This is a genomic window from Pseudomonas sp. WC1 (assembly GCF_050586565.1).
Taxonomy (GTDB): Bacteria; Pseudomonadota; Gammaproteobacteria; order Pseudomonadales; family Pseudomonadaceae; genus Aquipseudomonas.
Genome location: NZ_JBOBDQ010000021.1, coordinates 39,784 through 54,340, shown reverse-complemented (window position 1 = coordinate 54,340; position 14,557 = coordinate 39,784). Strand labels below are relative to the sequence as shown.

General features: G+C 63.9%; 14 protein-coding genes and 1 tRNA gene. 5 read left to right on the top strand and 10 right to left on the bottom strand.

The genetic code is table 11. From position 1 onward, the window contains the following. Positions 1-44: 44 nt before the first annotated feature. The 6 genes from ACQ4OD_RS12170 to ACQ4OD_RS12145 form a co-directional block, all read right to left on the bottom strand. A complete protein-coding gene (locus tag ACQ4OD_RS12170; protein WP_046857141.1) occupies positions 45-641 on the bottom strand; it encodes a 50S ribosomal protein L25/general stress protein Ctc in 597 nt (198 codons plus the stop codon). A gap of 118 nt (positions 642-759) precedes the next feature. Then, the gene (locus ACQ4OD_RS12165; RefSeq protein ID WP_016391678.1) at positions 760-1,701 is read right to left on the bottom strand and encodes a ribose-phosphate pyrophosphokinase; all 942 of its coding nucleotides are present in this window, start codon (positions 1,699-1,701) and stop codon (positions 760-762) included. 45 nt (positions 1,702-1,746) lie between these two features. Next, a tRNA-Gln gene (locus ACQ4OD_RS12160) sits at positions 1,747-1,821 on the bottom strand. A gap of 20 nt (positions 1,822-1,841) precedes the next feature. Continuing rightward, on the bottom strand, positions 1,842-2,702 hold the full coding sequence (gene ispE / locus ACQ4OD_RS12155) for a 4-(cytidine 5'-diphospho)-2-C-methyl-D-erythritol kinase (RefSeq protein WP_430944353.1): 861 nt from the start codon (positions 2,700-2,702) through the stop codon (positions 1,842-1,844). Between the two features lie 4 nt (positions 2,703-2,706). Next, the gene (gene lolB / locus ACQ4OD_RS12150) at positions 2,707-3,324 is read right to left on the bottom strand and encodes a lipoprotein insertase outer membrane protein LolB (protein ID WP_102683836.1); all 618 of its coding nucleotides are present in this window, start codon (positions 3,322-3,324) and stop codon (positions 2,707-2,709) included. A gap of 3 nt (positions 3,325-3,327) precedes the next feature. Further along, positions 3,328-5,049 carry a tetratricopeptide repeat protein gene (locus ACQ4OD_RS12145; protein WP_430944352.1) on the bottom strand — a complete coding sequence of 574 codons (1,722 nt, stop codon included), beginning with the start codon at positions 5,047-5,049 and terminating at the stop codon, positions 3,328-3,330. A gap of 676 nt (positions 5,050-5,725) precedes the next feature. Here ACQ4OD_RS12145 and hemA point away from each other — a divergent pair. Genes hemA through murI form a run of 5 tightly spaced genes read left to right on the top strand, consistent with a single transcriptional unit; the run spans position 5,726 to position 10,453 of the window. Then, positions 5,726-7,003, top strand: coding sequence for a glutamyl-tRNA reductase (hemA, locus tag ACQ4OD_RS12140; protein WP_102685314.1), 1,278 nt, complete (start codon positions 5,726-5,728; stop codon positions 7,001-7,003). Beyond that, positions 7,000-8,082 (top strand): peptide chain release factor 1, encoded by a 1,083-nt coding sequence (gene prfA / locus ACQ4OD_RS12135; RefSeq protein ID WP_110703042.1) that lies wholly within the window; start codon positions 7,000-7,002, stop codon positions 8,080-8,082. Before hemA ends, prfA begins: the two co-directional genes overlap by 4 nt. A gap of 1 nt (position 8,083) precedes the next feature. Next, positions 8,084-8,914 carry a peptide chain release factor N(5)-glutamine methyltransferase gene (gene prmC, locus ACQ4OD_RS12130; protein WP_277502876.1) on the top strand — a complete coding sequence of 277 codons (831 nt, stop codon included), beginning with the start codon at positions 8,084-8,086 and terminating at the stop codon, positions 8,912-8,914. Beyond that, the gene (locus ACQ4OD_RS12125; protein ID WP_367857123.1) at positions 8,908-9,663 is read left to right on the top strand and encodes a molybdopterin-synthase adenylyltransferase MoeB; all 756 of its coding nucleotides are present in this window, start codon (positions 8,908-8,910) and stop codon (positions 9,661-9,663) included. Before prmC ends, ACQ4OD_RS12125 begins: the two co-directional genes overlap by 7 nt. Then, positions 9,656-10,453, top strand: coding sequence for a glutamate racemase (murI, locus tag ACQ4OD_RS12120; RefSeq protein WP_139668598.1), 798 nt, complete (start codon positions 9,656-9,658; stop codon positions 10,451-10,453). Before ACQ4OD_RS12125 ends, murI begins: the two co-directional genes overlap by 8 nt. Before the next feature lie 41 nt (positions 10,454-10,494). On the opposite strand, the gene ACQ4OD_RS12115 is transcribed toward murI, so the two are convergent. The 4 genes from ACQ4OD_RS12115 to ACQ4OD_RS12100 are packed head-to-tail and all read right to left on the bottom strand — an operon-like array spanning position 10,495 to position 14,460. Then, the gene (locus tag ACQ4OD_RS12115; protein ID WP_430944351.1) at positions 10,495-11,175 is read right to left on the bottom strand and encodes an SDR family NAD(P)-dependent oxidoreductase; all 681 of its coding nucleotides are present in this window, start codon (positions 11,173-11,175) and stop codon (positions 10,495-10,497) included. A 3-nt stretch (positions 11,176-11,178) separates the two neighbouring features. Beyond that, on the bottom strand, positions 11,179-12,615 hold the full coding sequence (gene phrB / locus ACQ4OD_RS12110; protein ID WP_430944350.1) for a deoxyribodipyrimidine photo-lyase: 1,437 nt from the start codon (positions 12,613-12,615) through the stop codon (positions 11,179-11,181). Between the two features lie 20 nt (positions 12,616-12,635). Further along, the gene (locus tag ACQ4OD_RS12105) at positions 12,636-13,505 is read right to left on the bottom strand and encodes a MerR family transcriptional regulator (RefSeq protein WP_430944349.1); all 870 of its coding nucleotides are present in this window, start codon (positions 13,503-13,505) and stop codon (positions 12,636-12,638) included. After that, positions 13,495-14,460, bottom strand: coding sequence for a YbgA family protein (locus tag ACQ4OD_RS12100; RefSeq protein ID WP_139668606.1), 966 nt, complete (start codon positions 14,458-14,460; stop codon positions 13,495-13,497). Before ACQ4OD_RS12100 ends, ACQ4OD_RS12105 begins: the two co-directional genes overlap by 11 nt. Positions 14,461-14,557 lie beyond the last annotated feature (97 nt).

The window sequence follows — 14,557 nt, the reverse complement described above, 5'->3', positions numbered from 1 at the left end:
TGCGCGCGGCACTGTAACCCGATCAACGCCGGCGTGCGAGTGGATTACTCGGCAGCGCCTTCAGCAGCTTCAGCGGCAACGCGCGGGGCGTGGACGTTGGCAACAGCTTTGTCATCACCGTGGGCCAGAGCAACGAACTCTACGCCTTTCGGAGCTTTCAGGTCCGACAGGTGGATGATGGTGCCGACTTCGGCGTTGGCCAGGTCGACTTCGATGAACTCAGGCAGGTCTTTGGCTTCGCAGGAAACTTCGATCTCGGAAACAACGTGCGAGATCTCGCCGCCTTTCTTGATCGGGGCTTCTTCGCCGACGAAGTGAACCGGGACCTTGGCGGTCAGCTTCTGGCCAGCAACGACGCGAACGAAGTCGGCGTGCATGATGAAGCCTTTGGCCGGGTGACGCTGCATGGCCTTGACCACGACGTTCTGCTTGGCGCCGTCGACATTCAGTTCGATAACGTGGCTGAAGGCAGCTTCGTTTTCGAACAGCTTGGCGATTTCCTTGGCCACGATGGTCAGGGATTGGGCTTCTTTATCGCCACCGTAGACAACGGCAGGAATGTTGGCGGAGTGACGCAGGCGGCGGCTCGCACCTTTCCCCAGGTCAGTACGCGCTTGGGCGTTCAGGATGAAATCAGTCATTTTGCTTCTCCAAAATAGCCCCCCGAGGGCGTTTGCGACCAGCGCCAACGGGGATGGCAAAAAAGCCCCGCCCCAACGAATGCTGGGGCGGGGCGCTTCATATCAACACGTGTTCCGCTTAGCGGAACATCGCGCTGATCGATTCTTCGTTGCTGATGCGGCGTACCGCTTCAGCGACAACCGGTGCGATATCCAGCTGGCGGATACGGTCACAGGCTTGAGCAGCGGCGGACAGCGGAACGGTGTTGGTCACCACCAGCTCGTCCAGTACCGACTTCTCGATGTTCTCGATCGCGCGGCCCGACAGGACAGGGTGCGTGCAGTAGGCGTAAACCTTGGCAGCGCCGTGTTCTTTCAGGGCCTTGGCCGCGTGGCACAGGGTGCCGGCGGTGTCGACCATGTCGTCTACCAGGATGCAGGTGCGTCCTTCGACGTCGCCGATGATGTGCATAACCTCGGAGTGGTTAGCCTTTTCGCGGCGCTTGTCGATGATCCCGAGATCGACGCCCAGGGACTTGGCGACGGCGCGAGCACGCACCACACCACCGATGTCCGGGGAGACGATCATCAGGTTCTCGAAACGCTGGTCTTCGATGTCGTCGACCAGTACGGGCGAGCCGTAGATGTTGTCGACGGGGATATCGAAGAAACCCTGGATCTGGTCAGCGTGAAGGTCGACGGTGAGTACACGGTCGATACCCACGACAGTGAGCATGTCAGCGACAACTTTGGCGCTGATGGCTACACGTGCCGAACGCGGACGGCGATCCTGGCGGGCGTATCCGAAGTAAGGAATCACGGCAGTGATTCGCGACGCTGAGGAGCGGCGGAAGGCATCGGCCATCACTACCAGTTCCATCAGATTGTCGTTGGTAGGGGCACAGGTGGGCTGAATGATGAAGACGTCTTTACCGCGGACATTTTCGTTGATTTCAGCACTGATTTCGCCGTCGGAGAACTTACCGACAGAAACATCACCCAGTGGAATATGCAGCTGACGTACGACACGCCGAGCCAGATCGGGGTTTGCATTCCCCGTGAAGACCATCATCTTGGACACGCGCAGTACCTGAAGGCTGAGGGTAACCTGGATGAGTATAAGAAATGGCAGGGGCGGCTGGATTCGAACCAACGCATGGCAGGATCAAAACCTGCTGCCTTACCGCTTGGCGACGCCCCTGTATCTGTTGCTGCGAATTCTTATGAACTCGACTTCTTGATCAGACTTTGCAGCTTGCGATGCAACATCGAAATATTGCTTCCTTTCGCCACAAACCCTGTTTGGGTCTCTGAAAGAAGGGCCAGAACTCTATCAGCTTCGGCTTTGCTTGGGAAGGCCCCAAACACACAACTTCCAGTGCCGGTCATTCGAGCTTCAGTGAATTTACCCAGTGAAATCAGCGCATTGCGAACTTCAGGATACCGTTGCTCTACTACCGGTTGGCAGTCATTTCGACTGTTTCCCTCGGGAACGGGGCGCATCTTAAGGGGGAGGGAATCACGTGTCAACTCTGGATGCGAAAAAATTTCCGCTGTGCTGACAGACACTTGCGGCACCAGCACGACATACCAGGGTTCGGCGGGGTCGACCGGGGTCAGTTGCTCGCCGACACCCTGTGCGAAGGCAGCATATCCGCGGACGAACACCGGCACATCGGCGCCGAGCGAAAGGCCCAGGGCCGCCAGGCGATCTTCGTTCCAGTCCAGGTGCCACAGGTGCGCGAGTCCCAGCAGGGTAGTCGCCGCGTCGGAGCTGCCGCCACCGATGCCGCCGCCCATGGGCAGCACCTTGCGCAGCCAGATATCGGCGCCGAGCGGAGTGCCGGACTGTGCCTGTAGCATCCGCGCCGCGCGGACGATCAGGTTGCTGTCGTGGGGCACGCCGTCAATTTCAGTCTGCAGGTGGATCTGGCCGTCGTCGCGTAGGGCGAAGCTCAGTTCGTCGCCGTGCTCGAGAAACTGGAACACGGTTTCCAGCTCGTGATAGCCATCGGCGCGGCGCCCAGTAATGTGCAGCCACAGGTTGAGCTTGGCCGGGGCCGGCAGTGTCAGCTTTTGCATCGAATCAGTGCCCCAGCTGGCGTGGCTGCCAGTCCTTGACTACCAGGGTCACGTCGATGTTCTCGCCGTGCAGCTTCAGGCGCTCGGGCAGCCAGTAGCCGTTCTGCTCCACATAGCTCAGGTATTCGACCTTCCAGCCGTCCTGGGCGAGGCTGGCCAGGCGGCTGTCGCCGTCGAGGGTCAGCTGGCTCTTGCTGTCCGGGGCGGGCAGGCCGCGCACCCACCAGACCAGGTGCGACACCGGCAGGCGCCAGCCCAGTTGTTCTTCCAGCAGCGCCTCGGGGTTAGCCGCCTCGTAGCGACCTTGGTTGGCGACTTCCAGCACTACGCCGCCGGGGCGCCCGGTCAAGCGTGCCGCGCCGCGGCCCAGGGGGCCGGCCAGGCGGATGTCGTAGTAGTCCTGGCGCTGCAGCCAGAACAGCGTGCCGCTGCCCGAATCACGCGGGGCGCGGATGCCGACCTTGCCGTTGATCTGCCAGCCGTCGAGATTGCCCAACTGCTGCTTGTGCTCGCGCCACAGCTGCGGGTTGCCCTGGCCCTGCACGGCTTCCTTGCTGCCGAAACCGGCGCAGCCGGCGAGCAGGGCGATGAGGGTGAAGGTGATGCAATGACGCAGGAACATGATTTACAGGCTCTCGGATCCGGTCAGGCGCAGGAGGGTCTTGCGCAGGATGGGGCTGTCGGCCTGGGCTTCGAAGCCCTTGGCCCAGACTTGGCGGGCTTCGCGGCGTTTGCCGTTGGCCCAGAGGACTTCGCCCAGGTGGGCGGCGACTTCATGATCAGGGAAGCGTTCGAAGGCCAGGCGCAGCTGGCGCTCGGCTTCCTCGAGGTTGCCCGTGCGATAGGCGATCCAGCCCATGCTGTCGAGCACGGCCGGGTCGTCCGGGGTGAGCTGGTGGGCTTTTTCGATCAGCGCCTTGGCTTCGCCGTAGCGGGTGGTGCGGTCGGCCAGGGTGTAGCCCAGGGCGTTGAGGGCCATGGCGTTTTCCGGCTCGCGGGCGATGATGGCGCGCAGGTCTTTTTCCATCTGCGCCAGATCGTTGCGTTTTTCGGCCAGCATGGCCCGGGTGTAGAGCAGGTTGAGGTCGTCGGGGTAGCGCTTGATTGCCTGCTCCAGCACCTGGGCGGCCTGAGTTTCCTTGCCGTTGTTGCCCAGGCTTTCGGCCTCGATCAGGTACAGCTGGATGGCGTAGTCCGGCTGCGCCTCTCGGGCCTCGGCGAGCAGTTTCGAGGCTTCGGCGCTGCGACCGTTGGCAATCAGGATATCGGCCTGGCGCAGTTGTGCCGGCAGGTAGTCCGGGCCGGGGCCGACCAGGGCGTACTCGCGCAGGGCGGCAGCCGGCTGGCTGCGTTCTTCACGGATGCGGCCGAGGTTGAGGTGGGCGGCATCGACATTGGCGTCACGCTCGACCAGTTCCTGCAGGTAGCCTTCGGCCTCGTCCCAGTGCTTGGTCTCCAGGCATACCAGGGCCAGCGAGTAGCGGATCTCGTCGTCTTCCGGGTATTGCTGGAGCAGGCTCTCAAACTCGGCCTTGGCGTCGTCGATGCGGTCCTGCTCGACCAGGGTGCGCGCGTAGGTCAGGCGCAGGCGCTTGTCTTCGGGGTTGTCGCGGATTGCGCCGCGCAGCAGCGGCAGGGCCTCCGGGCCGCGGTCCAGGGCCTGCAGCAGGCGGGCGCGCAGCAGCACCGGGGCGATCTCGCCATTCTGTGGCGGGTGGGCCTCGAGCAGGTCGAGGGCCTGTTGCGGCTTGTCATCCTGGTTCAGCAGCAAGGCCTTGCCAAACACCAGCTGGCTGTTCTCTGGGTACTTCACCAGCAGGCGGTCGAAGCTTTGCATCAAGCCGTCGCGGGTATGCTGGTCGGTCTCGGCGGCCGACAGGGCGAGGAAGTCGAAATGGGTATCGCCCTGGCCTTGCAACACCTTCTCCATATAAGTCATGGAGTCGTCGTAACGCCCGGCGCGTGCCAACTGGATGGCGGCGGCGCGCTGGGCGTCGAGGTTCTGCGGGTCGTTGCGGGCCCAGATCAGCGCGGTGTCCATGGCCGGCTCGTCGGCGCCCAGGTACTCGGCGATGCGATAGGCGCGTTCGGAGACAGCCGGGTCCTGGGTCTTCTCGGCCTGGTCGACGTAGTTGGCCAGGGCGATGTCGAAGCGGTTGCGCTGGCCGGCCAGCTCCGCCACCAGCAGGCTGTACAGGGTGTCCTGCTTGAACGATCCGTACACCACGGGCTTTTCCGCGCTCTTGCCGGCGTCGGCGGCGGGCGTCTGGACGTCCGTCTTCGGGGCCAGGCTCTGGCAGCCTTGAAGCAGGGCGAGGGCAAGCAGCAATGCGTAGGATTTGTTCATAGAGGCTTATAAAGAGGCTAAACCGGCGGTCGGAGCATGATGACACAAGCGCGATGGCAAACCCACCTGCGAAGGTCGTGGTGTGAAGCGGCGCTTCGGAGTATAGGGACAATGTATGGCGGTGGTGGTTCGCAAACGGCCTTGCGGCATCTTGCCCTTGCCCTTGCCCTTGCCCTTGCCCTTGCCGTTGCCGTTGCCGTTGCCGTTGTTTTTGCTTTGCTTCTAAGCGCGCGGTAGTTCAGGCAACGCAAAATGCGACTTCAGGAGGCCGAACGCAGGTCTTGCGGAGGGAGGTGACGGGCATGGATGCCCGTCAAGCGCTGCGCCCCAGGATGGGGCGTTCAGCGCGGTCCTCCCGGGAGCAAGGCCGGAGTGAGGGGACCCCGGAGCGAAGCGTAGGGGCCGGATGAATGGAGCCGGGCGGCTTTGGTTACTTTGGCCGTCCAAAGTAACCCGCCGTAAGGGCGGAAAGGTGACTGTGAGTCGCCGCAGCGAATGAATGCGCATACAGCTTTCAATACACACGCTCTAAAAAGCCAAAGCCAAAGCCAAAGGCAGATAGAGGTGGCGGGACAGCCAATAGCCTGGCCGCATTAGCACAATAGCGAACGGTGGTTGTTCTAAAACCTGCGAAGTAGGACAATTATCGGCTTCACGTCCCAACCAGCGATCTTGCATGGCCTTTCTTGCCCTTGGTATCAACCATAAGACTGCCTCGGTAGACGTACGCGAGCGCGTGGCGTTTACGCCCGAGCAGCTGGTCGATGCCCTGCAGCAGCTGTGCCGACTGACCGCCAGCCGCGAAGCGGCGATCCTGTCGACCTGCAACCGTAGCGAACTCTATATAGAACAGGACCACCTTGCCGCCGATGCTGTGCTGCAATGGCTGGCCGACTATCACCAGCTGAGCCTCGACGAGCTGCGCGCCAGCGCCTATGTCCACGAGGAGCACGACGCGGTCCGGCACATGATGCGGGTGGCCTCCGGCCTCGATTCGCTGGTGCTCGGCGAGCCGCAGATCCTCGGCCAGATGAAGTCGGCCTACGCCGTGGCGCGCGAGGCGGGCACCGTCGGGCCGCTGCTCGGGCGCCTGTTCCAGGCCACCTTCAGTGCCGCCAAGCAGGTGCGCACCGACACCGCCATTGGCGAGAACCCGGTGTCGGTGGCATTTGCCGCGGTCAGCCTGGCCAAACAGATCTTCTCCGACCTGGGCCGCAGCCAGGCGCTGCTGATCGGCGCCGGCGAGACCATCACCCTGGTCGCCCGTCACCTGCACGAGCAGGGCGTGCGGCGTATCGTCGTGGCCAACCGTACCCTGGAGCGCGCCAGTATCCTCGCCGAGCAGTTCGGTGCCCATGCGGTGCTGCTGGCGGACATCCCGCAGGAGCTGGCCAACAGTGACATCGTCATCAGTTCCACCGCCAGCCAGTTGCCGATCCTGGGCAAGGGCGCGGTGGAGAGTGCGCTGAAACAGCGCCGGCACAAGCCGATCTTCATGGTCGACATCGCCGTGCCGCGAGACATCGAACCGCAGGTCGGCGAGCTGGACGACGTCTACCTCTATACCGTCGACGACTTGCATGAAGTGGTCGCGGAAAACCTCAAGAGCCGCCAGGGCGCGGCCCAGGCCGCCGAGGAACTGGTATCGGCGGGCGCGGACGACTTCATGGTGCGCCTGCGCGAGCTGGCGGCGGTGGACGTGCTCAAGGCCTACCGCCAGCAGAGCGAGCGCCTGCGCGACGAGGAACTGCAGAAGGCCCAGCGCCTGCTGGCCAACGGCGGCAACCCCGAGGACGTGCTCATGCAGCTGGCCCGGGGCCTGACCAACAAGCTGTTGCATGCTCCCAGCGTGCAACTGAAAAAGCTCTCCGCCGAAGGCCGCGTCGATGCGCTGGCCATGGCCCAGGAACTCTTCGCCCTCGACGAGGGCTCGACGGACAAATCCCCGCAATGAAAGCGTCGCTGCTGAACAAACTGGACACGCTCCAGGACCGCTTCGAGGAACTCACCGCGTTGCTCGGTGATGCCGAAGTCATTTCCGATCAGACGCGCTTTCGCGCCTATTCCCGCGAATATGCCGAAGTGGAACCGGTCATCGGGGCCTATAAAGAGTGGCGCAAGGTCCAGGACGACCTCGAAGGTGCCCAGGCGTTGCTCAAGGACGCCGACCCTGACCTGCGCGAGATGGCGGTCGAGGAGGTGCGCGAGGCGAAGGAGCAACTGGTGGGCCTTGAGTCGACGCTGCAGCGCATGCTGCTGCCGAAGGACCCTAACGATGGGCGCAACGTGTTCCTGGAAATCCGTGCCGGCACCGGTGGTGACGAGGCGGCAATCTTCTCCGGCGACCTGTTCCGCATGTACTCGCGCTATGCCGAGAAGCGCGGCTGGCGCCTGGAGATCCTCTCCGAGAACGAAGGCGAGCACGGTGGCTACAAGGAGATCATTGCCCGGGTCGAAGGGGACAGCGTCTACGGCAAGCTGAAGTTCGAGTCCGGTGCGCATCGCGTGCAGCGTGTGCCGGAAACCGAGTCGCAAGGCCGTATCCATACCTCCGCCTGCACCGTGGCGGTTTTGCCCGAGCCCGATGAGCAGGTGGCGATCGAGATCAACCCGGCCGACCTGCGCGTGGACACCTACCGCGCATCCGGTGCCGGTGGCCAGCACGTCAACAAGACCGATTCGGCGATCCGCATCACCCACTTGCCCACTGGCATCGTGGTCGAGTGCCAGGAAGAACGTTCGCAGCACAAGAACCGTGCCCGCGCCATGTCCTGGTTGTCGGCCAAGCTCAACGACATGCAGACCAGCGCCGCGCAGAACGCCATTGCCAGCGAGCGCAAGCTGCTGGTCGGCTCGGGCGACCGCTCCGAGCGCATCCGCACCTACAATTACCCGCAGGGCCGGGTCACCGACCACCGTATCAACCTCACCTTGTACTCGCTCGACGATGTTCTCGCCGGTGGCGTGGACGCGGTGATCGAACCGTTGCTGGCCGAATACCAGGCCGATCAGCTGGCTGCCCTGGGGGACTGAGATGACCATCATCGCCAGCTTGTTGCGCAACGCGCAGCTGCCCGACTCGCCAACCGAACGGCTGGACGCCGAGCTGCTCCTGGCCGCGGCCCTGGGCAAATCGCGCAGCTACCTGCACACCTGGCCCGAGCGCATCGTCAGCAGCGAGGCGGCAGCCGCCTTCGCCGGCTACCTCGAGCGCCGTCGCGCCGGTGAACCGGTGGCCTATATCCTCGGCCAGCAAGGGTTTTGGAAGCTGGACCTGGAAGTGGCGCCGCACACACTGATCCCGCGCCCGGACACCGAGCTGCTGGTGGAGACCGCCCTGGAGCTGGTTTCGCCCAAGCCCGCCCGGGTGCTCGACCTGGGCACCGGCACCGGGGCCATCGCCCTGGCCCTGGCCAGCGAGTGTCCTGGTTGGCAGGTGACGGCGGTGGACCGTATCGACGAGGCCGTGGCCCTGGCCGAGCGCAACCGCCAGCGCCTGGGCCTGGGCAATGTCCAGGTGCGTGCCAGCCACTGGTTCGACGCCCTCGCCGGTGAGCGTTTCGACTTGATCCTCAGCAACCCGCCCTACATCCGCGCCGCCGACCCGCACCTGGTGGCCGGTGACGTGCGTTTCGAACCCAGCAGCGCACTGGTGGCCGGTGAAGACGGGCTGGACGATCTGCGCGTGATCGTCGCCCAGGCGCCAGGGCATCTGTTGCCTGGTGGCTGGCTGCTGCTCGAACATGGCTACGATCAATCCGCCGCGGTTCGTGAATTGCTGGTGATCGGCGGCTTCACCGAGGTGGTCAGCCGCGTTGACCTGGGTGGCCATGAACGCATCAGCCTGGGGCGCCTGCCATGCTGAGCGACCAGGAACTGTTGCGCTACAGCCGGCAGATCCTGTTGTCGCAGGTGGATATCGACGGCCAGTTGCGCCTGAAACACAGCAAGGCCTTGGTCATCGGCCTGGGCGGGCTGGGCTCGCCGGTGGCGCTGTACCTCGCTGCGGCGGGTGTCGGTGAGCTACACCTGGCCGATTTCGACACCGTCGACTTGACCAACCTCCAGCGCCAGGTGATCCACGACAGCGACAGCGTCGGCATGAGCAAGGTCGATTCGGCTATCAGGCGGTTGCAGGCGATCAACCCACAAATCAGCCTGGTCGCTCATCGCCAGGCGCTGGACGAGGATTCGCTGGCCGCCGCGGTGGCTGCAGTCGACGTGGTGCTGGACTGCTCCGACAACTTCGGCACCCGCGAGGCGGTCAACGCCGCCTGCGTCGCCGCTGGCAAACCGCTGGTCAGCGGCGCGGCGATCCGCCTCGAGGGCCAGTTGTCGGTATTCGACACACGGCGCGACACCAGCCCCTGCTACCACTGCCTGTATGGCCATGGCAGCGAAGCTGAACTGACTTGCAGCGAGGCCGGGGTGATCGGCCCGTTGGTGGGGCTGGTCGGTAGCCTGCAGGCACTGGAGGCCCTGAAGCTGCTGGCCGGTTTTGGCGAGCCACTGGTGGGGCGCCTGTTGCTGATCGACGCCTTGAGTACCCGCATGCGCGAGCTGCGGGTCAAGCGCGATCCGGCCTGCGCCGTGTGTGCCACGCGCCATGGCTGAGCGCACGGCGCCGGTGGGCGTGATGGACTCCGGCGTCGGCGGCTTGTCGGTGCTGGCCGAAATCCAGCGCCTGCTGCCCAGCGAGTCCTTGTTGTACGTGGCCGACAGCGGCCATGTGCCGTATGGCGAGAAATCGCCGGACTACATTCGCCAGCGCCTGCGGCACATCGCCGGGTTTTTCCACGAGCAGGGCGCCAAGGCCATGGTGTTGGCGTGCAACACCGCCACCGTGGCTGCGGTGGCTGACCTGCGCGAGCTGTACCCGGACTGGCCGCTGGTGGGCATGGAGCCAGCAGTCAAGCCGGCGGCGGCGGCGACCCGTTCCGGCGTGGTCGGTGTGCTGGCGACCACCGGTACCCTGCAGAGCGCCAAGTTCGCCGCCTTGCTCGACCGTTTCGCCAATGATGTGCGGGTGGTCACCCAGCCTTGCCCCGGGCTGGTCGAGCGTATCGAGGCGGGCGACCTGTTCAGTGAGCAGCTGCGCCAATTGCTGTCAGGCTATGTGAAGCCGTTACTGGCGGCCGGCTGTGACACTTTGATCCTGGGCTGCACCCACTATCCCTTCCTGCGGCCGATGCTGGCCGAAATGGTGCCTGCTGAGGTGGCGATCATCGACACCGGGGCTGCCGTGGCGCGCCAACTGCAAAGGCTGCTGGAGGCGCGCGGGCTCCTCGGCGAGGGCCCGGCGCAGGCGACTGCATTCTGGAGCAGTGGAGAGCCGGAGCGCCTGCAGAAGGTCTTGCCGTTGTTATGGCATCAGCCTGGCAGCGTGCAGCGCTTCCTGCCTTGAGCTGACCCATGCAGGAGCGGGCAAGCCCGCACCTGCATGTATCAGCTGTGCTTCGGTAGCGGCCACAACTCGCCTGGCTCGAGAACCTCAAGCACCAGTTCGGGTTGACGCTGACCCAGGCGTGCCAGCAACTCCTGGGCAGCACTTTGCGCCGTCCAGGGCTCCGGAATGACCTGTGCCGAGGTCACCGGGGTTTTCAGCGATTGTGGCGCCACCACGGTCAGGTCTATACCCAGCGCCTTCAGGGCGGGACGCTGCAGACGAAGCCACTGTGGCAGGCTGTTGCTGCCACTGGCTGGCTGGTTCGGCTCGTACAACTGCAATGCCGAGTAACGGCTTAGAACGGCCATGACCTGGGGGTGGTCACCTTTGGCCAGATGCGGCAATGCGCCGACCAGGCTCTGTTCGGTGGCGCGCAGGTTGCTGCTGACGATCTGTTCGAACAGTTGCGCATCCGTCACATCGACGGGCAGGTAATCGCAGGTTCCGGCATTGATGATCAGGCAATCCAGCGCGCTCCAGCGGCTCGGTAGGCGCAGGGCGGCGTCCGGCAAGTGGTCCCCAAGGCGCACCAAGTGCCCACCGTAGCGTTGGCCCAGGTTGTCGAGTTCCTGGCTATCCCTGCCACTGGCGGCAACCTCGTGCCCGCGCGCGAGCAACTGCTCCACCAAGGCCAGGCCAAGTCCGTGGCTGGCGCCCGTAATCCAGAAGCGACGTGTCATGCTCTATGCCCCCTGATCCTGCCAGCTGGACAAGCTTTTGAAGGCTTCCAATGCGCGTTGGCGACTGCTATCGAGATCGACTATCGGGCCCGAGTAATTATTAGTAGCAAATAGATCGGGAGATTTCACCGGGTAGTGAATCGATTTATCGTCCCTGCCCTTCAATTCCGGCAGCCATCGACGAATGAACATGCCCTTCGGGTCAAAGCGCTGCGACTGGGTAACGGGATTGAAAATGCGGAAATAGGGCACTGCGTCAGTGCCTGTAGAGGCGCTCCACTGCCAGCCGCCGTTGTTGGCGGCCAGATCGCCGTCTATCAGGTGGCGCATGAAATGCCTCTCGCCATATCGCCAGTCGATCAGCAGGTTCTTGCTGAGGAACATGGCGACGATCATGCGCAGCCGGTTGTGCATCCAGCCGGTGTGCAGCAACTGACGCATGGCTGCATCGATGATAGGGAAGCCGGTGCGGCCTTCCTTCCAGGCTTGCAGGTCGCCAGGCGCATCACGCCAAGGCAGCGCCTCGGTGTGTGGGCGGAAGGCGCGATGCCGCGAGACCCGGGGATAACCCACCAGGGTGTGCTTGTAGAACTCGCGCCATAGCAGCTCGTTGACCCATGTCTGCACACCGACGCTGCCACTGTCGAACTCACCCCGGTTGCTCCCAAGGGCCGCGTGCAGGCACTGACGTGGCGAGACCACACCCGCAGCCAGGTAAGGCGAAAGCTGGCTGGTACCGGCCTTGGCGGGCAAGTCGCGCAGTTGTGCGTAATCCTCGACGGTTTCGTCGACAAAGCGCTGCAACCGCTGCCGTGCTTCATCCTCACCGGCGGGCCAGTGCTGGCGCAGGGCGTCGGAAGGTGCCTCGAAGCCGTCGATACGCTCGGGTATGGCGTCGCCGTGAATACCCAGCGCCTCTTGACGACGTACAGGTGGAACGAGAGAGGGGAGGCTGCGGTGCAGATGTTCCAGGCAGACCCGTTTGAACTGGCTGAAGACCTGGAAATACTGGCCTGCGCGGGTCAGCACGCTACCGGGCCTGAACAGCAACTGGTCGAGGTGGGCGGTAGCGCCAATTCCTGCGTGTTGCAGCAGGTTCCGAGTCGCTTCGTCGCGCCGGGTCTCGTTGATGCCGTATTCCTCGTTCCAGTGCACGGCCTCGATGCTGTGCTGGCGGCAGACATCGTGCACGCATTGCGGGACGTCTTCCCAGGTATCGACTTGGCGAATCAACAGCGGAATATTCAGCGCCGCGAGTGACTGGTGCAGCAGCCGCAGGTTGCGCAGCCAGAAGTCGACCTTGCAGGGTGCGTCGTCATGGGCCAGCCACTGGCCAGGACTGGCGACCCACAGGGCCACGGTCGGGCCGTGCTGGCAGGCGGCCGCGAGAGCGGTGTTATCGTCCACACGCAGGTCATTGCGTAGCCATATCAATTGCATGGAAAACGAGCCCAAGTTGGTCAGGGTTGTTGAAGGCCGCGCAAGGCAGCTTGCGGGCTATCGAACAAGTACAGATCGGATAGCGACAATGCGCGTAGCTCGGCCTCATGGAGAGTGACCCGGCCGCCGCCCAGGAGTTTCCTCACGGTGATCTCCTTCAGCATGCGGCCCAGTGCGGCGAGGTCGGGGCGGCGTCCGAGGTGCAGCAGCAGCGCTTGTGGCTGTAAGCGCTCCACGGCTTGGCGCAGCTGACGAGGCTCGACCGACCACTCGAGAATCTCCAGAGGGTGGCCATTGCTGCTCAGCAGCCAGGCGCAGAGCCAGAACTCCGGGTCGAAGGCTGTATCGTCCGTACGGGCGAGCAGCACGCAGGGGCCGGTGAGCGAGTGGCCGTCGTGATAGACCCGCGCGCCCAGCTTGCTGCGCAGCCAGGTGTGAAAGAACACTTGCTCCAGGCGGGCATCGAAATGGGTTTGCCAGCGCAGGGTGAGGGACTCCAGCAGGGGCAGGAGCAGGTATTCGCACACGGTCACGGCAGGGTAGAGGGCCATCATCTGGTTCAACAGCTGGTCCAGGGGGCGCTGGGCAAGGCGGGCGATCGCCGTGATCAATTGCTCGACGCGTTCGCCCCATTCGCCTTGGAGGGTTGGCGTGGCGGCCTTGGTGTTGTCCAGCAGCTCGCGCACCTGGCTGATTGCGGCGCCGCGCTCCAGCCAGCGTAGCGCGGCCTGGACCCTTTGTACCTGGTCTTGTGGATAGAGGCGGTGGCCTTTGGGTGTGCGCTGGGGCTTGATCAGGCCGTAGCGACGCTCCCAGGCGCGCAGGGTGACCGGATTGACGCCGGTGAGCCGCGCCACCTCACCGATGGGCAGAAGTTCGTCAGATGGCATTGCGTAATCCAAGGTCTTCCGGGTGGGGTTGCAGGTAGGCCTGTTGCAACAGGTAAGGGTCGGGATGGCAGCGCAAATGGTGCTTGAGCAGGGTCAGTGGGACCACCAGCGGCACTACGCCTCTCTGGTACTGGCCGATGACCTGCTGCAGCTCGGCCTTGTCGCTTTGGCCCAGGTTGTTGCGCAGGTACCCGCTCAGGTGCTGCAGCACATTGCCGTGGGTGCCGCGGCTGGCGCATCGGCGCAGGGCCTGCATCAGCTGGCTGAAGTATTGCAGGCCGAGTTGCAACGGGTCGTCGTCCCGGCGCATGTTGCCAAGCAGGCGGCCAAGGGTCCGGTACGCCTGGGGGTTGTGGGCCATCAACAGGTACTTGTAGCGGGCATGGAAGCGAATCAGAGCGCCGCGGCTCATGCCCTGGCGCAGCTGCTGCTGCCAGTCGGCGTAGGCATACACACGGGCGATGAAGTTTTCTCGCAGTACCGGGTCGTGCAGGCGACCTTCTTCCTCGACCGGCAGGTCCGGGCGCAGGGCGCAGAAAGCCGCGGCATAGACACCGCGGCCATGGTGAGGCGGGCGGCTGTCTTCCTGATAGACCTTGACCCGTTCGAGGCCACAGGACGGTGACTTTTGCATGAAAATGTAGCCGCAGATATCGTCCAGTTCGCCGGCCATCTGCTCACCGTAGGCGCGCAGTGGGCCGGCGAGGTCGGTGGTGCTGTTGCGCGTGCCGGTGACCGCTGGATGTGCAGGGTCCCCCACCAGGCGGATAGGTTCGCGCGGGGTGCCCAGGCCGATGGCGACTTCGGGGCACAGCGGCGCCCAGTCAAAGTGCTTATCGAGCAGGTCAAGACACAGGCTGGAGGCCTTGTGGCCGGCGTTGTAGCGCACGTTGAGGCCGGTCAGGCAGGCGCTGATGGCCAGGCGTGGCTTGCCGTTGGGCGTGGGAGCGTTCATCACTGTCTCCGAATGACTTGTACAGGCAGCACAATTTGTACAAGGCAATTTCAGCACAGATGAAAACTTATACAAACAATTTTTTTGTATAAGTTTA